This is a genomic window from Occallatibacter sp., assembly GCF_036502485.1.
Lineage (GTDB): Bacteria > Acidobacteriota > Terriglobia > Terriglobales > Acidobacteriaceae > Telmatobacter.
Genome location: NZ_DASXYM010000110.1, coordinates 31,199 through 55,225, shown reverse-complemented (window position 1 = coordinate 55,225; position 24,027 = coordinate 31,199). Strand labels below are relative to the sequence as shown.

At 62.4% G+C, this 24,027-nt stretch carries 23 protein-coding genes; 7 read left to right on the top strand and 16 right to left on the bottom strand.

The window, feature by feature from the left end; genetic code table 11:
• Positions 1-18: 18 nt before the first annotated feature.
• The 4 genes from VGL22_RS14775 to VGL22_RS14760 all read right to left on the bottom strand — a co-directional run bounded on the left by VGL22_RS14775 (position 19) and on the right by VGL22_RS14760 (position 4,992).
• Positions 19-1,554, bottom strand: coding sequence for an amino acid permease (locus VGL22_RS14775; RefSeq protein ID WP_465267705.1), 1,536 nt, complete (start codon positions 1,552-1,554; stop codon positions 19-21).
• Positions 1,555-1,593: 39 nt separating this feature from the next.
• On the bottom strand, positions 1,594-3,189 hold the full coding sequence (locus tag VGL22_RS14770) for an APC family permease (protein ID WP_465267704.1): 1,596 nt from the start codon (positions 3,187-3,189) through the stop codon (positions 1,594-1,596).
• A gap of 178 nt (positions 3,190-3,367) precedes the next feature.
• Positions 3,368-4,015, bottom strand: a complete 648-nt coding sequence (locus VGL22_RS14765; RefSeq protein ID WP_465267703.1) for a thiamine phosphate synthase — start codon at positions 4,013-4,015, stop codon at positions 3,368-3,370.
• Between the two features lie 428 nt (positions 4,016-4,443).
• Entirely contained in the window at positions 4,444-4,992 is a 549-nt protein-coding gene (locus tag VGL22_RS14760) for a DinB family protein (RefSeq protein WP_465267702.1), read from the bottom strand.
• Between the two features lie 306 nt (positions 4,993-5,298).
• On the opposite strand from VGL22_RS14760, the gene VGL22_RS14755 reads away from it, so the two are divergent.
• Together VGL22_RS14755 and VGL22_RS14750 are read left to right on the top strand one after the other, a co-directional pair.
• Positions 5,299-6,279 (top strand): phosphatase PAP2 family protein, encoded by a 981-nt coding sequence (locus VGL22_RS14755; RefSeq protein ID WP_465267701.1) that lies wholly within the window; start codon positions 5,299-5,301, stop codon positions 6,277-6,279.
• 118 nt (positions 6,280-6,397) lie between these two features.
• On the top strand, positions 6,398-6,898 hold the full coding sequence (locus tag VGL22_RS14750) for a response regulator (protein ID WP_465267700.1): 501 nt from the start codon (positions 6,398-6,400) through the stop codon (positions 6,896-6,898).
• Between the two features lie 22 nt (positions 6,899-6,920).
• Here VGL22_RS14750 and VGL22_RS14745 read toward each other — a convergent pair whose 3' ends face one another.
• A complete protein-coding gene (locus tag VGL22_RS14745; RefSeq protein ID WP_465267699.1) occupies positions 6,921-8,327 on the bottom strand; it encodes an MFS transporter in 1,407 nt (468 codons plus the stop codon).
• A 184-nt stretch (positions 8,328-8,511) separates the two neighbouring features.
• Between VGL22_RS14745 and VGL22_RS14740 the strand changes: the two genes are divergently transcribed.
• Together VGL22_RS14740 and VGL22_RS14735 are read left to right on the top strand one after the other, a co-directional pair.
• Positions 8,512-9,903 carry a hypothetical protein gene (locus VGL22_RS14740; RefSeq protein ID WP_465267698.1) on the top strand — a complete coding sequence of 464 codons (1,392 nt, stop codon included), beginning with the start codon at positions 8,512-8,514 and terminating at the stop codon, positions 9,901-9,903.
• Positions 9,904-10,288: 385 nt separating this feature from the next.
• A complete protein-coding gene (locus tag VGL22_RS14735) occupies positions 10,289-10,756 on the top strand; it encodes a hypothetical protein (protein WP_465267697.1) in 468 nt (155 codons plus the stop codon).
• A 193-nt stretch (positions 10,757-10,949) separates the two neighbouring features.
• On the opposite strand, the gene VGL22_RS14730 is transcribed toward VGL22_RS14735, so the two are convergent.
• Positions 10,950-13,382 carry a c-type cytochrome gene (locus VGL22_RS14730; protein WP_465267696.1) on the bottom strand — a complete coding sequence of 811 codons (2,433 nt, stop codon included), beginning with the start codon at positions 13,380-13,382 and terminating at the stop codon, positions 10,950-10,952.
• A 215-nt stretch (positions 13,383-13,597) separates the two neighbouring features.
• Here VGL22_RS14730 and VGL22_RS14725 point away from each other — a divergent pair, with 215 nt between their 5' ends.
• Entirely contained in the window at positions 13,598-14,860 is a 1,263-nt protein-coding gene (locus VGL22_RS14725; protein ID WP_465267695.1) for an EAL and HDOD domain-containing protein, read from the top strand.
• A 58-nt stretch (positions 14,861-14,918) separates the two neighbouring features.
• Here VGL22_RS14725 and VGL22_RS14720 read toward each other — a convergent pair whose 3' ends face one another.
• The 4 genes from VGL22_RS14720 to VGL22_RS14705 form a co-directional block, all read right to left on the bottom strand.
• Positions 14,919-15,176, bottom strand: a complete 258-nt coding sequence (locus VGL22_RS14720; RefSeq protein ID WP_465267694.1) for a hypothetical protein — start codon at positions 15,174-15,176, stop codon at positions 14,919-14,921.
• 240 nt (positions 15,177-15,416) lie between these two features.
• A complete protein-coding gene (gene accC / locus VGL22_RS14715) occupies positions 15,417-16,769 on the bottom strand; it encodes an acetyl-CoA carboxylase biotin carboxylase subunit (RefSeq protein ID WP_465267693.1) in 1,353 nt (450 codons plus the stop codon).
• 152 nt (positions 16,770-16,921) lie between these two features.
• On the bottom strand, positions 16,922-17,404 hold the full coding sequence (accB, locus tag VGL22_RS14710; protein ID WP_465267692.1) for an acetyl-CoA carboxylase biotin carboxyl carrier protein: 483 nt from the start codon (positions 17,402-17,404) through the stop codon (positions 16,922-16,924).
• 44 nt (positions 17,405-17,448) lie between these two features.
• Positions 17,449-18,552: a M24 family metallopeptidase gene (locus VGL22_RS14705; protein WP_465267691.1), complete on the bottom strand. Its 1,104-nt coding sequence runs from the start codon at positions 18,550-18,552 to the stop codon at positions 17,449-17,451.
• Positions 18,553-18,743: 191 nt separating this feature from the next.
• Between VGL22_RS14705 and VGL22_RS14700 the strand changes: the two genes are divergently transcribed.
• Positions 18,744-18,923 (top strand): hypothetical protein, encoded by a 180-nt coding sequence (locus VGL22_RS14700; RefSeq protein WP_465267690.1) that lies wholly within the window; start codon positions 18,744-18,746, stop codon positions 18,921-18,923.
• Between the two features lie 18 nt (positions 18,924-18,941).
• Here the strand turns inward: VGL22_RS14700 and VGL22_RS14695 are convergent, their stop codons facing one another.
• From VGL22_RS14695 to VGL22_RS14685, 3 genes are all read right to left on the bottom strand, one after another.
• Entirely contained in the window at positions 18,942-19,304 is a 363-nt protein-coding gene (locus VGL22_RS14695) for a SpoIIAA family protein (protein ID WP_465267689.1), read from the bottom strand.
• A gap of 55 nt (positions 19,305-19,359) precedes the next feature.
• On the bottom strand, positions 19,360-19,686 hold the full coding sequence (locus tag VGL22_RS14690; RefSeq protein WP_465267688.1) for a DUF2695 domain-containing protein: 327 nt from the start codon (positions 19,684-19,686) through the stop codon (positions 19,360-19,362).
• Positions 19,687-20,166: 480 nt separating this feature from the next.
• The gene (locus tag VGL22_RS14685; RefSeq protein ID WP_465267687.1) at positions 20,167-20,430 is read right to left on the bottom strand and encodes a helix-turn-helix domain-containing protein; all 264 of its coding nucleotides are present in this window, start codon (positions 20,428-20,430) and stop codon (positions 20,167-20,169) included.
• A 259-nt stretch (positions 20,431-20,689) separates the two neighbouring features.
• Between VGL22_RS14685 and VGL22_RS14680 the strand changes: the two genes are divergently transcribed.
• Positions 20,690-20,860: a hypothetical protein gene (locus VGL22_RS14680; protein WP_465267686.1), complete on the top strand. Its 171-nt coding sequence runs from the start codon at positions 20,690-20,692 to the stop codon at positions 20,858-20,860.
• Between the two features lie 161 nt (positions 20,861-21,021).
• Here VGL22_RS14680 and VGL22_RS14675 read toward each other — a convergent pair whose 3' ends face one another.
• From VGL22_RS14675 to VGL22_RS14665, 3 genes are all read right to left on the bottom strand, one after another.
• A complete protein-coding gene (locus VGL22_RS14675; RefSeq protein ID WP_465267685.1) occupies positions 21,022-21,762 on the bottom strand; it encodes a 3-oxoacyl-ACP reductase family protein in 741 nt (246 codons plus the stop codon).
• Between the two features lie 172 nt (positions 21,763-21,934).
• Positions 21,935-22,249, bottom strand: a complete 315-nt coding sequence (locus tag VGL22_RS14670) for a hypothetical protein (RefSeq protein WP_465267684.1) — start codon at positions 22,247-22,249, stop codon at positions 21,935-21,937.
• A gap of 307 nt (positions 22,250-22,556) precedes the next feature.
• Positions 22,557-23,951 (bottom strand): M48 family metallopeptidase, encoded by a 1,395-nt coding sequence (locus tag VGL22_RS14665; protein WP_465267683.1) that lies wholly within the window; start codon positions 23,949-23,951, stop codon positions 22,557-22,559.
• Between the last annotated feature and the right edge of the window lie 76 nt (positions 23,952-24,027).

Genomic DNA, 24,027 nt, shown 5'->3' with positions numbered 1-24,027 from the left:
TTTGGTGCTGGATGGAGGCTAGTCGCCGGCGGCTACGCTCTCAGGCAGGGCCTGAACCTTGCTGTGCTTCCGCGAGTAGCTGAAGTAAATGACAAGACCGACGATGAGCCAGCCGATCATGACAGCCCAAGTGACGAGGGCCAGGTTGAACATCAGGTAGACGGCCGAGATGATTCCCAGCACCGGAACAAGGGGGACGAAGGGCGTCTTGAAAGGGCGATGCATGTTGGGGTGGCGAACGCGGAGGATCCAGACGCCGGCGGAGACGATGGTGAAGGCCAGGAGGGTGCCGATGTTGACCAGTTCCGCCAGCTTGTCGATGGGGAGGAAGGCGGGCATGAGAGCGGCAAAGCAGCCGAAGATGATGGTGGTGATCCAGGGGGTGCGGAATTTGGGATGGACTTCGGAGAAGACCTTGGGCAGCAGGCCGTCCTTGGACATGGAGTAGAAGACGCGGGTTTGTCCGAGGAGCATGACGAGCATGACGGTGGCCAGGCCGAAGACGGCGCCGATCTTGACCAGGACCGAGCCCCAGCCGACGCCTGTCGCGTCGATGGCGAGGGCCACGGGCGCGGAGACGTTGAGAGTTTTGTAGCTGACCAGGCCGGTGAGGACGAGCGAGACGGCGATGTAGAGGATGGTGCAGACGACCAGCGAGCCAAGGATGCCGATGGGCATGTCGCGCTGCGGATTTTTGGCTTCCTGCGCGGCCGTGGATACGGCGTCGAAGCCGATGTAGGCGAAGAAGATGGAGGCCGCGGCGGCCGGGATTCCCCAGATGCCGAAGTTGCCGTGGCCGTCAGGGGGCGGAATGAAGGGATGCCAGTTGGCGCTGGCGACCTGCGGGTGGCCGAAAAGATAGAGGGCTCCCACCACGAGGAAGACACCGACGATACCGAGCTTGATGATCACGATGGCGGAGTTGAAGTTGGCCGACTCCTTAATGCCGATGACCAGGATGGTGGTGACGGCCAGCACGATGAGCACGGCGAGCAGGTTGAAGAGGCCGGTGACGTGCGGCAGGCCGGCATCGCTGATGCCTGGCGGGAGGGACATGCGGTCCATCCAGATGCCCTGGTACTTGACCAGCACGTTGCCGGTGGTGGTGGTCAACGCGGGCGGGAAGGTGATGCCGAACTGCTGAAGGAGGCTGTTGAAATAGCCTGCCCAGCCGGAGGCGACCGTTGAAGCGCCGAAGGCGTATTCAAGCGTGAGGTCCCAACCGATGATCCAGGCCACCAGTTCGCCGAGGGTGGCGTAGCCGTAGGTGTAGGCGGAGCCAGCGATGGGAATGATGGAGGCAAACTCGGCATAGCAGAGTCCGGCGAAGGCGCAGGTGAGTCCGGCGAGGACGAAGCTGAGCGCCACGGCGGGACCGGCGTGCAGAGCGGCGGCCTGTCCGGTGAGGGTAAAGATACCGGCTCCGATGACGGCCCCGATGCCCAGAGTGATGAGGTTGAGCGCGCTGAGCGAACGCTTGAGCGTATGTTCGCCCTGTTCGGCCGCCTCGGCGGTAAGCATGGACATGGGTTTAACACGAAACAGTCTGGGCATGGACGAGGAACAGCCTCCTCAAAGTATTCGAAACCGAAATCAGGATTCTTGCACTCTGGCGCCGCGTGAGGACCAGAGGAAATAGACGGGAATGCCAAGAAGCACGAGGACCAGACCCGGCCAGGTGTACTGGGGCTTGTACCGCAATAATACGATACATATCCAGCTAGCCATGACGATATAGAGGGCGGGGAGGACGGGGTAACCGAAGGCCCGGTAGGGGCGGGGTGCGGCCGGCCATTTGAAGCGCAGGACGAAGAGCCCGATGATGGTCAAAACGTAGAAGACCAGCACGGCAAAGATGATGTAGTCGAGGAGCTGGCCGTAGGAGCCGGAGACGCAGAGGACGGCGGTCCAGATGGCCTGAACGACGAGACCGGCGACGGGTGTGTGGTATTTGGGATGGAGCTTGCCTACCGATTTAAAGAAGAGGCCGTCACGGCTCATGGCGTAATAGACGCGCGAGCCGGCGAGTGTGAGGCCGTTGGCGCAGCCGAAGGTGGAGATGAGGATGGCGGCGGCCATGAGCTTGGCTCCGCCGAAGCTGAAGATCTGGTCGAGGGCGGCGGTGGCTACGCGGTCTTCCGTGGCGTACTGCACGCCGCGCGCGAGGACGGTGGTTCCGTGGGGGTCGCCATGCATGGGCAGCACCACGATGTAGACCAGGGATGCCAGGATGTAGACGGTAATGACGAAGCCGGTACCGAGGACAAGGGAGAGCGGGATATTGCGTTTGGGATTCTTCACTTCGCCGGCGGTGAAGGTGATGTTGTTCCATGCGTCAGAGGAGAAGAGCGAGCCGACCTGCACGACGGCGAGGACGACGAACAGGTTGACCATGACGATGGGACCGCCGACGCCGACCTGAACGGCGTGCAGGGTATGCCAACCGGCGTTCGCCCAAAACTGGCTGAAGTTGGCGCCGAAGTTGGATTCGACGGCGATGGCGCTGCGGCCGATGGTGAGGCCGAGGATCACGAGCGCGGCCAGCGAGAGGGCTTTGGCGGAGGTGAAGACGTTCTGAATGAGGGCGCCGAGCTTGACGCCGAAGACGTTGACGAAGGCCAGCAGGAAGACGATGACGATGCCGGTGAGATTGGCGGTGTTGACGCCGATGTCCATGTTGCCGAGGACCATGGGGCCGATGGGGATGGGGGGGACGTGGGCGATGTGCCAGAGCCAGTGGGTGGTGGAGACGGAGGGGAAGAACACGCCGAGGAATTTGCCGAAGGCGACGCAGACGGCGGCGATGGTGCCGGTCTGGATGACGACGAAGAGGGTCCAGCCGTAGAGGAAGCCCCAGAGCGGTCCGAGGGATTCGCGGAGGTAGACGTACTGGCCGCCGGCGCGGGGCATCATGGCGGCGAGTTCGCCGTAACTGAGGGCGGCGATGAGAGTGAGGAGTCCGGTGACGACCCAGGCGCCGAGATAGAGGGCGGGCGAGTTGGTGACGCGGGCGATGTCGGAATCGACCAGGAAGATGCCGGAGCCGATCATGGACCCGATGACGAGCGCCGTGGACGAGAACAGACCAAGGCTCTGGACCATTTTGGTGGAGCCGTTGGGTGTGGAACCGTTTTTGCTGGGTGCGGCCTGGGAACTGGGAATGGTATGGGGGGTGGTCACTTGGGTCATTCTTACGCTTTTCTATCCGGGTTGTCTTTATGTTTCAGGAAAGCGGACATTGTGAATAAAGGTAAGCGCAAGAGGAGAGATCCGTCCATAGGGGCGGAGTGAGGATGTGGGGGGCGGGTGTGGGGTCGGGAGAGGCGCCTCATGGAAGACAAGAATCCGGCACCCCAGCCAAGGAGGGCTAGCAGTCGGCGAGGCGTTCGCGCCAGCGGAGGAATTCGGCGGCGGGATCGGGGGCGCTGAAGAGGGCGGCGGCGGCGGCGACGGTGGTGGCTCCGGCGTTGAGGACCTGGGATGCGGTGTCAAGGGTGATGCCGGCGGCGGCAGTGAGGATGACGTCGGGACCGGCCTGCTGGCGCAGGCGGCGGACGCCGTCGAGGCCGATGGGCTTCTTGTCCGTCTCTTTCGTGGTGGTGGTGAAGACGGGGCCGATGGCGAAGTAGTTGGCGGGCTCGTCGAGGATGCCGGGGAGGAGGGCGTCGCTGCCGCCGAAGGTGCCGATGAGGCGGGCGGGGCCAACGAGGCGGCGGGCTTCGCGGACGGAGACGTCGCCGGCATCGACGTGGACACCGTCGAAGCCGACTGCGCAGACGAGGTCGGCACGGTCATCGAGGATGAGCTTGATGGTCTCGTCGGGCATGGCGCCGCGGAGGGATTCGGCGTCGGCGCGGATCTGATCGTCAGAACCGGTCTTGTTGCGGTACTCGAGGAGGGTGACGCCGGCGTCAGCGAGTGCGGCGCCAAGGTCGAGGAGGAACGGTTGACGACCGCTGGCGGGGAGGAAAGATGAGTCGAGTATGGGGTAGATCCGCGGGAACCGATAGGCCATGGGTCAAGGGTAGAACAAGCGGCGAGGATGTGATCAGCTTGCGGCGCCGTGTCGGTCGACGCACTCTTGCAGGGGATCAGGCCCACGACCCTCGAGATGAGCAACGATCCGGCAGGACTAGAACAGCTTGCCGAGAAAAGTCGAATGGAATCTTTGCGGACGATTCAAATTGGCAGGGGCTAAAGCCCAAGGTATTTGAGTGAGCAGCTTATCGGCCCGGCTAAAGCCGTGCCCTTGTTACAAAGCCCGCTATTGAGAATCTTTCAGCAGACTGTCGTCATGCTTTGTGCAAAGCCCGCGCATCAGGCATTTCTTAGCGAGTGCAAAGCCGTGCTTCGTCAAAACTGGTCGAAGTGCGGACGATCTCCACAACAGAGAGGCCGCTCCGCGTCGCACGGGTAGCGGCCTCTGAGCCGATAGAGGTGGGTCTAACTTGCGGCCACGGTTTCGGCGGTGGCGGTTTGTTCCGCGGGCGGCATCTGGTCGGCGGAGGGGCCGTACATGCCGGGGATGGGCGCGCCGAGGAGGCGGAGGTACACGCCGAGCTGCGCGCGGTGGTGGATCATGTGATTCAGCACCCAGGTGCGGAAGACGTTGTACTTGGTGTCGTCGATCCAGGTCTGATCGCCGGCGACCATCTTCCAGTTGGAGTCCCACTTCTCAGGAGTCATGGCAGCGAGAGCGGTTTTGGCTGTCGCTACTTTCTGGTCGAAGACCGCCAGCATACCGGCTTTGGTGCTGCTGTCGTCATCGGTGGGATTCATGTCCGGGGTCCAGTCGAGGCGATCGGTGGTGAGGGTGTGGATGGCCCAGTTGCCGCAGGTATCCGCTACGTGGTTGGCGAGGCGGCCGAGTTCCATGGATTTGTCGTGCGGCTTCCAGGAGAAGTCCGCGCCTTCAGGGATGGCGTTGAGGAGCTTGCGGGTGCTGTCGCACTCGCGATCGAATTCAGCGATCAGGTCTTTCTGAATGTCCATTCGTACAACCTCCGTGCTGCCGGATAAGGATAGTACAAAAGCGCATTAAAAGGCGAAGAAAAAGCGATAGCAAGCAGGCGCATGAGGTGAATTGCCGAGCGCCGGTTGCGCTGCAGCTTTCGTCTTTGAAACGGCCATGAATTGCGGTACCCGCATCCAACCCCGTTGATGAAACGTGGTGGCTTCTTCCCTTTGCTTGCTTTCGTTTGTTGTGCCCCATTCTGGGGTGTTTCGGCGCCGGGCTCGGCTCAGACGAGTGGTGTGGCGCCGCACTTCGCAGTGCCGCCTGCGCTGTTGGATGACGGCATGTTTCGGCTGGAAAAACCGCCTTCGAGGCTGGAAGGCCGGGGTTCAGCTACCAGCTCTCAGCCCTCAGCTTTCAGCGGGCCGGTACAGAAGGTAAGCAGCGGAGGGTATAGTTCGTCTGCCGATCTGCTGGCGATTGATCTGAACGTGGATGGGATTCCGAGTACGCCGGCGCACTCGGATGCGGCGGGGCTGCCGGATGCGTCCGGGCTGCCGGATGCGTCCGGGCTGCCGGATGCGCCCGATGCGGCACCGGCGGCGGCAGGCGGCGGAGGGCGGTATCATCCGGAGCGCGCCAACGAGCGGATGGTGACGTGGAAGACCTTGCCGAAGGATTTTCTGCACGACCAGAAGGACATCTGGTTTACGTTTCCGGGCAAGCTGGGGACCGGGCATCACTGGGTTCCGGTGCTGGCGGTGGCGGGGGTGACGGCGGGTCTGATCTATGCCGATCCGCACATCATGCCTTACTTCCGGGCGCATCAGGGGAACATCGACAAGATCAATGACGGTTTCGACCCGATGATTACGACGGCCGAAGTGATTGCGGTTCCGGCGGGGCTGCTGGCGGCGGGTTACGCGCGGCATGACAACTACCAGATCAGCACGGGGCTCATGGGCGCGCTGGCCTATGGCGACAGCGTGGTTCCCAACCTGGTGATCAAGGCGATTACGCGGCGCGAGCGGCCGTCGGATATCCCGGCGCCAGAGCCATTCACGGGGACGTTCTTCAACGGCGGCAAGTCGCCGCTGAAGGGCTCGAGTTTCCCGTCAGGACATGCTACGGCGGCGTTCTCAGTGGCCACGGTGGTCGCGTACCGGTATCGCAATCACAAGTGGGTTCCCATTGCGGCGTACGCGCTGGCCACGGCCATCGGTTTGTCGCGTATTGCCACGATGGCGCATTTCCCGTCGGATGTATTTCTGGGCGCGGCGATGGGCTACAGTGTGGCGCGATACCAGACGGTGAGACCGCAATAGACAGAGCAAACCGCAAGAGAGCGGGATCAAGTGGCGGTAGTGACAGGATGCCGGCCTGGAGTCCCACAACATTTCGCACATGCCGCGGGAATGAGTCGCGGAGGAGGATCTGCGCAGGGTGATTGATTCGAAGCCAGAGGAACTGAATACGCAGGAGCGGAGCGCAGCACAGACAACGTGTTGCGCACTGCTGGTGGAGGACAGTCATCATGATGAGTGGCTGTTCCGTCGGGCAATGGAAGCTGTCGGACGCCACGTCCGGCTGTCTTCCGCACGCGATGGCGACGAGGCCATTGCGTACCTGGCCGGAGTTGGGGTGTATGGGAACCGGGCGGTGCACCCGCTTCCATCCATTGTTCTGCTGGACATAAAACTTCCCCGGCAGTCGGGATTCGACGTGCTGCACTGGGTGCGGGCCAGTGGCGGAGATCTGCGCCAGCTTCCGGTGGTGATGATGTCCACTTCCGCAAGGGACAGGGACGTTCGGCAGGCGTATGAGCTGGGCGCCAATGCGTACGTGGTGAAGCCGGACACGTATCACGAACTGGAGACGTGCGTGGACCAGATTTTTGGGTTCTGGTGCGACGTGAACCGGTCGACGGGACCGCGCTGCTCGTGACAGGCCTGTGTGCTTGCTGCCGCTAGGGAGTGGAGTCGGCCGGGCGGGGAGTTCTAATGGTGGCGATCAGGGCGGCGTTGACGAGGGTGAGTACCGCGAGGAGATAGAGGCCGGCGGTGGTGGAGTGGAAGGCGTGGTCGGCCCAGACTTTGAGGTTGGGCGCAAAGAAGCCTCCCAGGTTCCCCGCCCCGATGAGGGCAATGCCTCCAGCGGCGGCGCGGCCTGCCAGGTAACTGGTGGGGAAGGTCCAGAAGACGGGCTGGACGGCGACGAATCCCGCGGCCGCGATGGAGAGGGCGATGAGCCCGAGGACCGGGCCGGCGGTGGGAAATACGAGGCTGGCGACGCCAGCGATCAACAGAGTCAATGAGGCCAGCAAGCGGTGGCTGCCGTGGGCGTCGGCGGCGCGGGGGAGCGTGTAGACGGCGACGAGGGCGCAGATCCACGGGATTGCGGAGACGAGGCCGACGACCAGTCCGGCGGGGCGGTGGAGGAGTGCGGCGAGCTCGGATGGCAGGTAGAAAACGACTCCGTAGGTGCTGACCTGGATGAGCGTGTAGATCAGCAGGCAGCGCAGAACGCGCGGATCGCGCAGCATGGGGAGGAGCCCGGCAGGTCCGCCGCTGCGGCGGGCGTGCTCTTCGCGGGTGAGGCAGGCCAGGAGTGACTGCTTTTCATCGGGCGAAAGCCAGCGGGCTGTGGCGGGGCTGTTGTCGAGCAGCGTCAATGCGGCGAAGCCAACCGCAACGGCCATGAGGCCTTCGACGAGAAACATCCATTGCCAGCCGGCGAGGCCCGCGCTTCCGTGGAGGTCGAGCAGGTAGCCGGAGAGCGGGCCGCCGAGGACGAGCGCAAGAGGCACGCCGAGATAGAAGAGCCCCATGATGCGGCAGCGCACCGCGTTCGGAAACCAGTAAGTGAGATAGAGGATGATGCCGGGGAAGAAACCGGCTTCTGTGACGCCGAGCAGAAGACGGAGGGAATAGAAAGAGACCGGCCCGGTGACAAACATCGTGCAGGTTGAGACGATTCCCCACGCGATGAGCAGGGCGCCGATCCAGCGGCGCGCGCCGATGCGATGAAGGATGAGGTTGGAGGGGAATCCGCAGGTGGAGTAGGTGAGGAAAAACAGCCCGGCGCCGAGGGCGTAGACCTGGTCGGAGATGCCGCGGGTTGCAGCGAGGGCCTGGCGGGCAAAGGACACATTGGCGCGGTCAAGGAACGAGACCACGAACATGAGCATGAGGAACGGGACGAGGCGGCGAAGGGCCCGCTCGACGGCTCGGGTGGTGTGACCGGCTGCTGAAAGCACGTCGGGCATGGTGGAGGACAAGAGTACAGGCGTGACGGCGGAACGGTCCATACAGAACGCTTGTCCGGCGTCGCCGCCGGGATTGTCGCAGTGCTCGCCGGTCAGCGTGCATCTCATTTAGCCCAGTTCCGAGTGCCTGCTTGCCGGGCTCGCAAATTCACTTGACAAAGCTGTGCCGCAGTCGTTTCCATGACGTTCGTCCTGATGGCACGCACGCGTGCTGACACGACAGGACGCCAACTTCCCTTTTCCCCCAGGAGCGGTTCCAGATTTCAATCAAAAACCTTGAGGAGGTTGCTTTATGCATGCAGCGACTCGTATCGCCATGCTGTGCGCAATGTCGTTTTTGTGGGCCGGTACCTGCTTTGGTCAGGCTACCGGTCTGGTTTCAGCACAGATTCCAGCAGCAGCACCGGGGTACGCCGATAGAGCTCCGATTGCTGTTAGCTCCGTGGCTGGAGGGTACGCGCCCAACGCTCTCACCTTTGATGCGGCCACGGGTGAGCTCATCAGTGGCGGGTTTGGCAACGCGTCGATCACGGCGAACGTCCACACTGCCGGTTTGCTGGGCAATGACGATCAGTTCAAGGTGGACGACAGGCGAGCCAATCAGTCCACCATTGATGGACTGAACACGCTGGCCACGTTCAGCCGCGCCTTCACGGCGCAGGGGGGACCAAGCGCCCGACAGGATTTCAGATTCACGATGATTGGCAACGATCCGCTGCTGGGAAGCACAACGGAGTATCCGGCAAATCTCGCCGAGGTATCGCTGCAGTTGCTGAATGCGGACGGGAGTGTGTTCAAGACGGTGGCCTTCGACCCATTCGAGAAGCTGACGCTGGAGTCGCCAAACTTCGAGCCGCTGGATTATCGATCGGGGCACAACATCGAGTATGCGGATGCGGTTCATCGCGCAGAGTTCTACAACGGGATGAAGGCGAACTGGCACACGCTGCTGATTCCTTCGGTGGTGAACAAGGTGACGGTCCAGGTGCCATACCAGGTGAATGTCCGACTGAGCGACGGCTCGGTGGTGGCGGCGCGAGCCTACTTTAGCGGTACGGCGGCGGACGGCAACACGTATGTTCTGATGCTGAGCCCGCTGTTCAATGTATTGTTCTCGAACGAAGTGATCAACGAGATCAACCTGGGTAATTTCACCACCAACGGCCTGAACGCGACGCTATTTCCAAACACGTTCCTTTACAACCTGAACACAGCGAACCCGAACGTGCCCGGCGGCTGCTGCGTACTTGGTTTCCACACGTATTTTCTTGACGGAGCGTTTCCCGAGTCACGGTGGGTGACGGAGTATGCGAGCTGGATCTCGCCGGGGCTGTTTGGCGCGGGATTTCAAGACGTAACGGCGGTGTCGCACGAGACCACGGAGGCGGTCGCCGATCCGTTTGTAAATAACCCCACGCCGGTCTGGCAGTTCCCGGGAGTGGCACCGACGGCGAAGGTGTGCCAGGGCAACCTGGAGGAGGGCGATCCGGTGGAGGTTCTTGCCAACGCCACGGTTCCGATCGAGGTGAAGGAGGGCAAGAAGTTTGACTTCATCTATCACCCGCAGACCGAGGCGCTTTACCAGTGGTTCGAAATGGGCGCCACGTCCAACGCCATTGATGGAGCGTTCAGTTTCCCGGATGAAACGGCCCTGCCACACTCGGCGTTGCCGTGCCCGCAGTAAGACGGAGAAAAAGACAAAGGGAAAAGGGGGCGGGCGATGAGCCCGCCCCCAGAGCCGAATGCAGCGGATGCTCGTGGTCACAATTGCCGGGGTGCGGACCACTAGAGCACAGAATCTCGAGATAACGATCCCGGGATCACGCAATCGCCTGAGGTGTATGATGAGGGACTCCCACGATGTATCGTGAGCGTTTCTGTTTGCTGTCGGGCTCGCCGTCGTTCTTGCCTTGGCGGAGTAGTAACATCCTCCGGCATTATGACAAGGCGGTTGGAGGTCATCTGGAGCGGCTCGCAGAGGACCTGTTGACTGACGCCCTTGGTTTGTTCGCGGCGCGTGCAGCGCCGAACTTTCCACCCGAAACCATTACGCGTAAAGGAGCGTCCCCATGGGATTCAAATCGTTTCTCTCCGGCGTTGTGCATGATGCCGGCAAAGTCTTCACCTTCCTCGGCAGCCCGCAGGGGCAGACCACGATCGCAACAGTTGAAGGCGCGGCCGCCGGAGTTGCGACCGTGGTGAACCCGGCCGCGGGCAGCGAGTTGCAGAACGTTTCCGCTCTCATCAACCAGGGTCTGCGCGAAGTGGTCTCGATCGAGTCCATCGCGGCGCAGGCCGGCAAGCAGGAAGGCACCGGGACGCAAAAAGCAGCAGCAGTGACTGCGGCTCTTGCCCCGAACATCTCTGCGTTGTTGAAGTCGCTGGGGGTGAATAACCCGACAGCGGATCAGGTTCAGAAAGTGGGCCAAGCGGTTGCGAGCGGCCTTGTAGGCATTCTCAACGAACTGCCGCCCAGCTCCGCGCCTGCAGCCGAGGCCGCCGTGACAGAGGAGCCCGCTCTGGCAGTGCATGCCTGAGCGGGATGCAGCCAATCCAGTGCGGCCGGTTTGCTGGTGAGCAAGGCGGTTGCGCCGGCGAATTAGATCCTTTGAGAACGCCCCTGGACCGGAAGGCTCGGGGGCTTTTTCATTGCGGCGCGACCGGCCCGCGCAGGTGCGGAGAGGGTCTGGCTATTCCTGCGCGGGTTCTCGCGCCTGTCTTCACGGCTATCTAAGGCAGGCTGAATGCAATGTAGGCGCTGCCTTGCGGCGTTTTGGGATCGCGTACGCCGCTGGCGCCGATGACGACGTATTGCTTGCCGTTGATCATGTAGGTGGCTGGGGTGGCGTTGCCAAGGTACGGCAGCGTGGTCTCCCAGAGGAGGTGGCCGTTGGAGGAGTCGAAGGCGCGGAACTTGCGGTCGTGGGTGGTGGCGCCGATGAACAGCACACCAGTGGATGTGAGGACGGGGCCGCCGTAGTTCTCGGTGCCGGTGTTGGCGATGCCTTTGGCGGCGAGTTCAGGGAATTCGCCGAGATTGATCTTCCAGAGATAGTTGCCGGTGTTGAGATCGATGGCATTGAGAGTGCCCCAGGGCGGGGTGATGGCGGGGTAGCCTTCGGGGTCGAGGAACTTGCGGTAGCCGCTGAAGACAAACTCCGGTGAAGCTGGAGTCTCAGATGCGTGGGAATCGCCGAGACTGGCGGCATTGTTGGGGGCGGACTCGTCGGCGGAGGTCCTCTGGCTGACGCCCAGGTAGCGAAGCAGCGCGCCGAGATCAGTTCCCTGCACCGCGGGCTGACCGGGCATGCGGCCTTTGCCGTTGTGGACCAGATCGGTGATCTGCCGGGTGGTGAGGCGGGTTCCTACTCCCACCAACGAGGGGAAGCCGGGAGCGTTGCCCTCGCGCTGGCTGCCGTGGCACATGGCGCAGCGGCGCGCGTAAACCTTGGCACCGACGGGATCTTCTTCATGCGCTTTAGGCGTGGGCTGGGCGGCGTCCGACCGCAGTTCTTTGGTTGCGCCGGGCTGGGGAGAGGTGCGCAGGTAGCCGAGGAGGTCAGAGAGGCGATTGCCGCTGAGGTTGGGGAACGAGGGCATGCGGCCGGTTCCGCCGTGGATGACGCCGGTGATTTTGTCCTCAGGCAGGCGCTTGCTGATGTCGTTGAGTGACGGGAACGATGGCGGCGAGCCGGCGCGGTCGATGCCGTGACAGACGGCGCATTGTTCGCGATAGATCTTTTCGCCGGCGTTGGTGGTCTTTTCAGGCGCAAGGAGGCCGCCGAGCCAGACCATTTCATTGGAGTTGATGTAGATGATGTTGTGGACGGGGTCGATCGCGGGCCCGCCCCACTCGGCACCGCCGTCAAAGCCGGGGAGGACGCCGGTTTGTTTGCCGCCGAGGAGGAACGGCAGGAACTGGCCGCCGGCCTGCATGCCATGAAACTGCTGGACGGCCCAGGCGTGCGCTTCCGGCGTGCGCGCGGTCATCATGTCTTCGGTGAGGTTCTGGCGGGCGTAGGGGAGGGGCCACTCGGGGAGGGGCTGGGTTTTGGAGGCGACTTCGCCGGGGACGATGCTGGGCGGGTAAGGCTTTTCGCTGACCGGGAAGAGCGGCTTGCCGGTAGCGCGATCGAGGACGTAGAGCCAGCCCTGCTTGGTGGGCTGAGCAATGGCTTCAATGGTACGGCCGTCCTTCTTCATGGTGAAGAGCGCGGGCGGCGTGGGGAAGTCACGGTCCCACATGTCGTGGTGCACGCCCTGGTAGTGCCAGAGAAGCTTGCCGGTGGCGGCGTCGAGGGCGAGGAGGCAGTTGGCGTAGAGGTCGTTGCCGAGACGATCGCCTCCGTAGAAATCCATGACGGCGGAGCCGGTGGGGACGTACAGGATGCCCGTCTTCTCATCGAGCGTCATGCCGGACCAGTTGTTAGCGGCGCCGGCGGATTGGTAGGCATCTTTGGGCCAGGTGTCGTAGCCGGGCTCGCCGGGGCGCGGGATGGTGTGGAAGACCCAGCGGACCGCTCCGGTGTGGACATCGAAGGCGCGTATGTCACCGGGGGGCGCGGGGTGGGTTTCGGGATCGCGGCCACCGACGACGATGAGGTCCTTGAAGAGGACGCCGGGCGAGGTGAGGGCGATGGACTGGTCCTGATACGGCTCACGGAGGCCCTTGCGCAGGTCGACGCGGCCGCTCTCTCCGAAGCTGGAGACGGGTTGGCCGGTGGCGGGATCGAGGCAGTAGAGGAAGTTCATGACTCCGGCAAAGAGGCGGGAGTGATGGCCGTCAGTCCAGTAGCTGAGGCCGCGGATGGGCTGGGTGCCGTTGATGCCGGAATCGAATTTCCACTTGAGTTTGCCCGTGGCGGCGTCGAGGGCGATGACCTTCTGGGAGGGAGTGTAGCCGTAGAGGGTGCCGGCGATGATGAGGGGGTTGGTCTGAATGCCGCCGGGTTCGCCGATGTCGTAGACCCAGGCCTGGCGGAGCTGCTTCACATTGGTGCGGGTAATTTGGGTGAGGCGGGCGTAATGCTGTCCGTTGAGGCCGCCGTTGTAGGCGGACCAGTCCGCGTTTTTTGGGCTTTTCTGGGCGCACGTGCGGTGAGAGGAAAGGCTGGAGGCAACAAGAAGCAACAGGACAAGTACGCGGACGCGGTGAACAGGCATTCTGTACGACGATCTCCCGGGGGACAGATTCTCAGGAGGCGATTGTTACAGACGCGGGGGAGGGGTGGGAAGGTGGTGCGGGGAGATCAGGGGTCGGGGGGAGGGGTCAGTCAGGGATTTGGGATCAGGCAGCAGGCGACGGTCGGGTCAGTGGTGTGCATTACAAAAGCGAGCCGGCCGGTGAACTCTCGTCTGGATTCGTCGATGAAGGGGACATGGCAAATTTGGTGGGGAGTGCTTCAGCGGCGGTGAGGCCGGCGGAGGCGCTGCGGCGTGTGGGCTACCTGGCGCGGCAGCCTATCCTTGACCGGCGGGGCACGGTGTTTGGCTACGAGCTGCTGTTTCACGGGCTGGTTGGGCAAAGGCCCGCGGAGGTCGGCCTGTCGCGGGACTCGAGCGGCCTGCTCGACGTGCTGGCGTTTTTCGGAGTGGAGAGGTTTACGGCGGGCGCGTGGGGGTTTGTGCAGTGCGGGGCTGACATGCTGGCGGAACAACTGTTCGAGGGGCTGCCGCCGCCGATGACGGTGTTGGAGGTTCCGTGGTGCGAGGAGGTGCAGCCGGCGCTGGTGCGGGAGTGTTTTCGGCTGCGGGAAATGGGGTTCCGGCTGGCGCTGAACGACTATGGGCTGGACGATCCGCGGCATGCGCTGCTGAGCGTGGCGCATCATGTGAAGGTGGATGTCGCCAGTCTGGATTCGCCCGACTGGCAGCAGCTCTGCAATGAGCTTTATCGCACCCCAGCTACGGTTGTGGCGGAAAACATTCACACCCACGAGGCGTACCGTAAGGCGCGGGCGGCGGGAGTGCAGTATTTTCAGGGGTTCTACTTCTGCCATCCGGAGCTGTTTCCGAACGGCACGGTGCCGGCGGACAGGGCGCATCACATGGACCTTCTGCGCGAGCTGTTCAAGGATCCGCTGGAAATGAAGACGCTGCTTCCGCTGGTGAGCAGGGATCCCTCACTGGTGTTCCGGGTGTTGCGGTTTGTGAATTCGCCCATCTGCGCGGTGCGCAACCCGGTCACGTCGCTGGAAAGGGCGATGAGGATTCTGGGGGATAGGATTTTCCGGCGCGTTGCCATGCTGGCGATCCAGTGCACGCTGATGCAGGACCAGTCGCCGGAGCTGCTGCGGATGGCGCAGATACGCGCGCGGTTCTGCTCGGACACCGCAGGGCTGGCGGGCCTGGATGCGGAAGAGATGTACCTGCTGGGGATGCTGAGTTTGTTGCCGGCCATGCTGCAGGTGCCGATGGACACGATTCTTCCGGGGCTGCCGCTGCGCAAGGCGGTTCGCGAGGCGCTGGCTGGAGGAGCGGTGCGGGAGCGCTGCCTGCTGTCGTGGCTGGAGGCGCTGGAGACCAATGACATCGCTGAGTGCGAAGCGATCAGCCTGCGCTACGGGCTCGATAAGAATGCTGTGGCGGAGGCGTATCTGGGCGCGCTGGAGGCGGTAGCGGAGGACGCGCTGGAGGGATGATGGGCGGGCCACCCTGAAACGCGGCGACGGCGTTCAGGATGGGCCGGCGAGACTCTGATTACCTGACTTGCGAGCTGAACATCGGCCGCCGGAAGCCCGTGGTTTCGTCTTCCCGCGAGGCGGATGCATGCGTGGACTGCGTGTCCGTGGTTTCGGTGGCGGAGACCGATGAGGTGGAGGCATGGCTTGTCGTGGCGGGGCTGGCCGTCAGCGCGCGGAAGCGGCGCTGCAGGCGCTCGATAGCGGCGATGTCGAGGCGGTAATCTTCTTCTGCGCGACGTTTAAGAAGTTCGAGTTGCTCTGGTTCAAAGGGCATAATCGTTCCAACCTTCCCCTAAGATGCATTTGTAAGTTGAGCTAGAGAATGACACGTCGCGCGGGCTGTTTGAAGTACACGAAAGATGTAGGGGTGTGGACGCATTCGCGAACATGAGACGCGGTGAGCCATGGCTCGGCTGTGAAAGGAACAGCGGGTCTTTCCCCTTTGGTGTTCCTCAGGGTCAGGATGACACGGTTGTGGGTTGAGCAAACAGTTCCTGGGTGGTTCGCGGTTGCGTTAGCTGTTGCGAGCGGCTAAAAAGCGCTCCATGAATTTGGTGTCGAAGTCGCCGTTGCGGAAGTCTTCGTTCTGGAAGATCTCCTGGTGGAGCGGGATGCTGGTTTCGATACCCTGCACCACGAACTGGCTTAGGGCGCGCTCCATTTTGGCGATGGCTTCAGCGCGCGTATTGGCGTGCACTATGAGCTTGGCGATGAGCGAGTCATAGTAGGGCGGCACGACGCCTTCGCTGTATTGCGCGGTGTCAACGCGGACGCCGTTGAAGCCGGGCACATTGAACGCGGTGATCTTGCCGGCCGATGGGGTGAACTTGACCGGGTTCTCGGCGTTGATGCGGCACTCGATGGCGTGGCCGCGCATTTCGAGTTTCGTAGGCAGGATGTTGGAGAGCTTTTCGCCGCTGGCGATGAGCAACTGCGCCTTGACCAGATCGATGCCGGTGATGGCTTCAGTGACGGGGTGCTCGACCTGGATGCGGGTGTTCATCTCAATGAAGTAGATCTGGCCGTCTTCGTCCATGAGGAACTCGACTGTGCCTGCGTTTTGATACCCGATCTCGGTGAGGCAGCGGCGCAGGGTCTTGTCGATCTCTTCGCGAATTTTGGGTGTGACTTTGAGGGAGGGCGCTTCTTCAATGAGCTTTTGGTGGCGGCGCTGGATGGAGCACTCGCGCTCAAAGAGAGTGGCGACGTTGCCGTGTTCGTCGGCGAGCACCTGGAACTCGATGTGGCGGGGGCGCTCGATGAATTTTTCCATATAGAGCTCGCCGTTGCCGAAAGCGTTGGCGGCTTCCGTCGATGCGGAGTGATAGAGGTTGGGCAGCTCTTCGGGCGTGCGCACGATGCGCATGCCGCGTCCGCCGCCGCCGGCCTTGGCTTTGAGAATGACGGGGAAGCCGACTTTTCTTGCCCAGTGCAGCGCGTCGTCCTCATCGGCGACGATGCCGTCAGAGCCGGGCAGGATGGGCACGCGCGCCTTCTTCATGGCCTGACGCGCCTTTTCTTTTTCTCCCATGAGGCGGGTGACCTCAGGCGGGGGGCCGATGAACTTGATGTTGGACGCGCGGCAGACCTCGGCGAAGTTGGCGTTCTCGCTGAGCAGGCCGTAGCCGGGATGGATGGCGTCGACGTCGGCGATTTCGGCGGCGGAGATGACAGCCGGCACGTTGAGGTAGCTATCGGCGGGGCGCGGCGGTCCGATGCAGATGGCTTCGTCGGCAAAGCGGACGTGCAGCGAGTTGCGATCGGCTTCAGAGTAGATGGCAACGGTGCGAACGCCGATTTCCTTGCAGGCGTTGATGACGCGAAGTGCGATTTCGCCGCGATTGGCGATGAGTACCTTTCGAAACATTCGATTCCTTTAGCCGGCGGCGGGTCAGCAAGTTAGCGAGTCAGCAATTAGCGGGCTAGCGAGTTAGCGGGTTCGCAATCCAGCTTCGCTACGCGGATCAAATCATCCTGGCATCTGCCAACCGGCGAACTCGCTAACTTGCCGTTTCGCTGTTATGTCGTTCTCACCGCGAAGAGCGGTTGGCCGAATTCGATGGGTTGGCCGTTGGACACGAAGACTTTGACGATTTCGCCGGAAGCGTCAGACTCGATCTCATTCATGAGCTTCATGGCTTCGACGATGCAGACGACCTGACCCTTTTCGACGCGATCGCCGGGCGCGACGAAGGCAGAAGCGCCGGGCGAGGGTGAGCCGTAGTAGGTGCCGACGATGGGCGATTTGATCATGTGCAGGCCAGCGTCAGGATCGGCAGGGGGCGGGGGAGGCGGTGCCGGGGCCGCAACCTGAACAGGCGGTGCGGCGGCCATCATGGCGGGAGCGCCGGCAGCGAGGACGTGGGCGACGGCGGGGGCCTCGGGCTGCTTGAACTTGAGGCGAATCTTCTGGTCGCCCTGGTCCAGTTCGAATTCGGCTACCTGGTTCTCTTTGAGAAACTCGACCAGTTGCTTGAGGTCATCGATATCTTCAGGTTTCATTCGTTCCTTAGCTTTCCCGCCCAGGGCGGAAGGAGAAGACGCAATCAAAGTTCGATGAGGGCTTTGGGCGCGGGGGTGAGGACTTCGCCTCCGTTGCGCGTTACGGCCACCATATCCTCAATGCGTACGCCGAACCGGCCCTCCAGATAAATGCCCGGTTCGATGGTGACCACCATACCGGCTTGCAGGCGGGTGGTCTGATTGGCGCCGACCCTCGGCGCCTCGTGAATCTCAAGTCCCACGCCATGGCCGGTGGAGTGGGTAAAAGCGTCGGCGAGTTCCGCGTTGCGGAGGACGCTGCGCGCGGCTTCATCTACATCGCCGCAGGCCGCGCCGGCGGTAACGGCCGCAACGGCCGCCTCCTGTGCCTCCAACACTGCCTGATAGGCGCTGCGCTCCTCGGGGCGTGGGCTGCCAAAGTACACGGTACGCGTCATATCCGAGCAGTAGCCATCGTGGATTATACCGAAGTCGAGGGTCAGGAATCCGCGTTTGGGCAGGCGCGACTCAGTGGCATGGCCGTGGGGCAGGGCGGAGCGCTTGCCGGAGGCGACGATGGTGTCAAACGACATGCCTTGGGCGCCCATGAGACGGGCCTGGTGTTCGAGTTCGGCCGCGACTTCGATTTCGCGCAGGCCGGGGCGCAGGTAGCCGAGGATGTGATCGAAAAGGCGGCAGCCGCGCAGAGCGGCCTCGCGCAGGATGTTGAGCTCGTCTTCATCTTTGACGAGGCGGAGCGGTTCGACGAGCGGCGCGGCGATGGGGGTGAGGAGATTGCGGCGCAGTTTGGCGGGCAGCGCGCCTTTCCAACGCTGTAGATCGGCGAGGGTGGTGTGCACGGGATCGAAGCCGGCGAACTGATCTTCGGTGGGTGGGCCGAGTTGCGAGCCGAGCCATTCCACGGCGGCGACGGCGGGCGAGCGGGAAACGATTTCGACGCCGGCTCCCTGGACTTCCTCACTGGCTTGGGCGATGTAGCGACCGTCAGTGAACATGCGCGCGGCGCGGCGGGTGACGGCCAGTGCGGCGCTGGAGCCCGTGAATCCGCAGAGATAGCGAAGGTCAGGGAGATGCGTAACCAGCAGGCCCGAGAGTCCGGCCCGAGTCAGCTTGCGGCGTAGGGCGCCGATGCGACGTAAGTGGTCCACTTGGATAGTTTTATCAGAAGGCAGGGATGGGGGGCGAGGGAGTCCACCTGTGGGCGGGTGGACAAGTGGGCAGGGGGTGAGGTGGGCAGGGGGTGAGGTGATCAGGGGGCATTCGCGAAGTGGGACGGGGCTCATGCCGTTTTTACGTCGCGGCGGTTTAGATGGAAGGAGCAGCGATTGGGAGGTGCTGAATGACGAATGTCGAGATGCATGTCGAAGACATCGGGCCGGAACCGCATAACGGGCACCGCGTTCTGGATGTGACGGGAATCGGGCATGTGCGGCGCCGGCTATTGTGTCTGGACTGCAAAGAGGAGTTCGAAGAGATCAGTTCGAGTCCGGACCGCAGCTGGATGAACGGAACGCTGTGATTGCGGCGCGGGGCGAACTCACTTACTGACGAGCCAGTCGTGTGCGGCCTGCATATCGCTTGCCCCAAAGTCGCGCATGGTGGGGTGTGCGAAGGGCTTTATGGCGGTCTCCAAGGCCAGCTGCCATTTCTTCGCTCCCACGGTGGCGAGGCGATCGATGTTGGAGAGGTGCTTGAAGTCGAATTTGACTTCCTGCCAGAGTGCGGCACCGGAACCCCAGCCCTCGAGTTCGGTGACATCGAAGAGGACGCGGAGCCTGCCGCGATCCGTCACGAAGAGGTCGAAGTCTTTGCTGAACTGGATGATGTCCTCTTTGGTGAGTTTGCCGGTGGCGCGAACGACCATGTGATCGGCTGCCGATCCGTCGGTTTGAATTGGCAATGGATGGCCCTCCTTCAAGCACTTGGATGCGGGGTGCCCGGAAGAGCGGTTTTTGTCAGTCGCCGGCGGTTTGCGGCCAGGTGGAACGGCGGGTGGTGCGGAAGCGGCTCGCCGGGGCGAAGAGGGTGAGCACCTCGCAGTCACAAGCGGCGCCGTGGGTGCGGAAGAAATTAAGAATTCGCTCAATGTCGTAGAGATCGACAGGGAGTTCGCGGAGCACCTGGATGGAGGCGGCAAAGGAATGTTCGCAGGGGGCGAGCGGCGGGGCGGTGTCGGCTGGACAGAGTTGGTCATCAAGGCGCGCGAAATAGCCGGCGCGGGCGAGGTCAGCGATGATGTCATCGCCGATTTGCGTGAACAGGCCGGATTCGAAATCTTGCATGGAGGCGAGTGTCATTGGTGTATGGACCGGTGAATTGCAGCGCGTGCATGCTTGCCGCATTCTCTATAGAGCCTAGCCGATTGACGGGCTGGGCAGGTTATCGCGCGGAGAAAAGAGCGTCAATCGGGCGTCGGACAAGGCCATGGGAGAAGTGAAAAGTGCCTGGAAAGGTGCCCTCGGGGGCGGAAGCCCTTAATATTTGAGCAGCTTATCGGCACGGCCAATAGACCGGGGAACTGCGGACGATGCTTTTCGGACATGCGGAATGCGGCAGGGGCTAAAGCCCATACACCGCAAAAAATGAGCGAGTTAGCGGCCCGACTGAAGTCGTGCCCTTGTTGCAAAGCTCGTCTTTGACGCCAATCCGAGCGGCAATAGAAGCCGTACTCTGACCGAGAGCTCTTCAATTTTCGAGGCCTTCCGCAGGCCCCCGACAAGGCCCCGGTTGGGGTCCGTTACCTCGATGCGCGGGGCGAGGCCCTACATCGCCGCTTTGGGGGGCTTTTTGTCTTCGGGGTGGACTTCGACGTTGCCGGACTGGATTTCAGACTGGCGGTCCATCCACTCGTCGAGACGGCTGCGCTTGAAGCGCCAGCGGTTACCCAGCTTGAAGGCGGGCACGAAACCCTCCGAGGCGTATTTGTAGAGGGTGTCGGGCGAGATGCCCAGGTAATCCGAAGCCTGGCGGATATCCATGACTTCCCTCACCTCGGGGACGAGAAGGTTTGACCGGACTGAGCGCATGAGAGCCTCCGAAGTGAGCAGGATGTTCCGGCGGATTTGCCGGTGTTCTTGTATATATCGCGGTTTTACCGGGAGTTCAAGGGTTTTCCGGTATTTCGGCAAACGGGCGGGGTGACGATGGTGACGGTACCTTGGCCGGGCGCAACTGGTTGGGTTGGTGATGTGCTGCAGACGCAAGACTTAGGGTGGTTACCGCTTATGGTGCGGGCAGAATGCGGCCCCCCAACTGGCCGGGGTTGCCGCCTTTGCGCGCGACGTCATGCTGCTGCTGTCGAATCCCGCATTCAAGGCGAAGGCGGTGTATAGCGAAGTGGGAACGCTGCAGGTGGCGCCCACGACCTGGAGGCGCTGGGACTGGACCCGTGGAAGCTGGATGGAGTTCGGTGGGAGGGGCACCCCGAGCCTTCCGGCAGTGCGGTTCAATTACTGACACGGCACGGGCACCCGGCGCCTGCAGGCGCTGGGCGCCCGTGCAGGGCCGGGGCTTGAGGGCCGCGGTGCGAAAGCCTTCATAGTTCAAGCAGCTTATCGGTGGGACTGAACATGCTGCGGGGAAGGACCGGTATCCGTGGCAGACCGGTCATGGCAGAATCAGGCTGCGAATCCGCCGTCGATCAGGAGAGAAGCGCCCGTGATGTATCCAGCCTCAGGGCCGGCGAGGTATGCGGCCATGGCGGCAATTTCGTCGGCGTGCCCATAACGCTTCAGAGCCATGAGGCCGAGCATGGTGTCTGCGAACGGTCCGCTGGCCGGATTGGCCTCGGTATCTACCGGTCCGGGCTGAATGTTGTTGACGGTAATGTTTCGGGTGCCCAAGTCGCGTGCCAAGCCTTTGGTAAAGCTGGCCACAGCTCCCTTGGTGAGCGCGTAGACAGATCCGCCCTGGAACGGCATTCTTTCGCTGTTCACGGAGCCGATGGTGATGATGCGTCCGCCGTCCGGCATGTGCTTCACGACCTCATGAATTGCGGTGAAGACACTTCGCACATTGACCGAGAGCGCTTTCTCAAAATCGTCTGGCAGGAAGTCGGTGATCGAGCCCAAGGCGAGCACTCCCGCGTTGTTCACCAGGATGTCGAGCTTGCCGAACTCCGTGGCGGCCTGCTGCACGGCAGCGCGGACCGCGGCCTGGTCCGCGGCATCGGCCTTGATTGCGAGAGCCTTGCCACCCGCCTTTGCAATTTCATCCACCAGTTGCTGCGCCCGTTCCGGTGAGGCACTGTAGGTAATTGCGACGTCCGCACCATCTTGCGCAAGCCGTTTTGCAATAGCCGCGCCGATTCCCCGGGATCCGCCAGTCACCAATGCCGATTTTCCTGTGAGTGCCGCCATCCAGTGCTCCTTCCGATTACGCGCCCGCCTTCTAAATCGATGATCGCATGCATGCCGCGGAGCGACAGCCGGCTGGCCGATAGAACTGCGTCCCGGTTCGATCAGAGTAACGCGTAGGGCGGGGCGGTCAGCCTCATCTATGTCGATCATCGCCGCAGCGATGGGAGTATTTCTACAGGGCTTTACGCCACCAGACGGTCTGCTCACTGGAGAGGAACCGGGTCCTGTCGCCGCGGGACAGATAGAAGTCGAGGACCATGTCTTTCTGGAAGGCGGCACAGTCGGGCCAGCTATCGTCTTTGACCAGGTGGGTGGCCTTCTCGCGGCCGTCTACCAGGGTAATTTCCGTGGCATTGCACTGGATCACTTTCTGCGCTTTCAGAGAGAAGGCAGTGCCGGGTGGAGGTTCCGGCGGAACCTGGTTGGCAATTTTGGTAAGCAGCAGGATGAAAACGAAGACAGCTGCAAACATCGCAATTTTTTTCATAGCTATTCCCAGTCCTCGACCCCTGCCGAAAGCTGCTCGGGAGGAAGGACGGTGACGGCCTGGTGAGGCGGCCACACGGAGTTTTCAGGAGGTCTCTGGAAACAGAGTACCCTGTGGGAAAATCGGGCACAAGGCGAAAGTTTGGCCGTGGGGACGGTCCGGCGGGTGGGGGCTCGTGGTTCGCACCTTGGCGGCAGAAAAGAGTCGCGGAGATGGCCACGGGAGGTTCTGGGTGGATGAGACATGCGGGCATGCAAAACGGGCGAGCCCGGATGGGCTCGCCCGCCTGTTGTGGGAGGACCGATAGCTACTGTTGCTGCTGGTCGTCGCGGCGGTGCAGGGTGGGACGGTCGTCGCCATTGTCGCCGCCCTGCGCGTTGGGATCGTTCCCGGTGCTGGCGCGGCGGAGGGATGGCTTGTTCTTGTCCTTGGTATCGGTCAGGCGACGCTTGTTCTCGATGCGGGCCAGGCGAGCCTTGACGTCCTCGAACTCGGAGGTCGTGACGGTGTACTCATCCTTGGCAGGCAGGATTCGGGCGATCTCCTCCTGGGAGTGAAGGATGCGGTCGGGCGTCTGCGGATGGTCAGAGAATGCCTTGGCGACCAGGCCAGGCTTACGTTTCTCGAGAGCCTGCACTTTTTCAAAGAAGCTGATGAAGGCCTGGGGATCGTAGCCGGCGCGGTACATGTACTGCACGCCGAGGTAGTCGGCTTCGGACTCGAAGTCGCGGCTGAACTTGAGGAAGGTGATCGGGATGGCGAGCTGGGCGGCCTCATAGATGCCGTAGCCGGTCCAGCTGTAGCCGGTCATCATGATGAGCGGGATCATGCCGAGCTGGGTGTAGTTCATGCGGGTCATCTCGCGCGCCGCATGATGGGCGCAGACGTGAGCCACCTCGTGGGCCATCACGCCCGCCATCTCCGCTTCCTCATCGGCGTTCAGGATGAGGCCGGAATTGACGTAGAAGAAGCCGCCGGGCAACGCCATGGCGTTGATCTCGTCGGAGTCGATGATCTTGATGGTGAACGGGACCTTGCAGTCGGAGTTTTTGACGATGTTCTGGCCCACGCGGTTGACGTATTCGGTGATCTCGGGGTCGGTGATGAACTTGGTGCTCTTTTCGATCTCCGAGGCGTAGCCCTTGCCCATCTTGATTTCAGAGTCAGTGGAGTACCAGTTGCCCATGCCGCGGCCGCCGATGTCGCGGTTTCCCACGGCGTTCACGTCTTCTTTGCTGCCGGTCTTGACGTTCTGCTTCTGGCTGCCGACTTCGACTACCTTTTCAGGATCTACCTTGACGTTTTCGTCGGAGGTCTTGTCGTTGGCGGCATCGTCTTTGTCGTGCTTGCCCTTTTTGCCGTGCTTATCCTTCTTGTCGGCCTTGGTATCGGGCGGCGGTGCGGCGACGTCGCCGGCAACGGGTTGGGTGCCGGGAGCGGGCTTGTCGGCGGTGGGCTGCTGCTGCGTGCTCGCAGGCTGCTGCGTGCTCGCAGGCTGGGTGTCAGCTGGCTGCTGCTGAGTATTTGCAGGCTGTTGCGTGCTGGCGGGCTGTTGCTGGGTGGTCGCCTGCGGATCCGAGGGAGCCGGGGTCGAGGACGGGGTGGTGGACTGGGACCACGTGGCAGTGGTCAACGCAAGCGCGAGGCCTGCAACCGTACCCGCCCAAGTTGCGGACCTCAGCGTACCATGACCAGTCGACATAACCTCACCTCCGTATACGGATCTATTATCCCGCTTCGCTCGAAACGTTAGACGCTAGTATGTGCCTGTTTGGCAG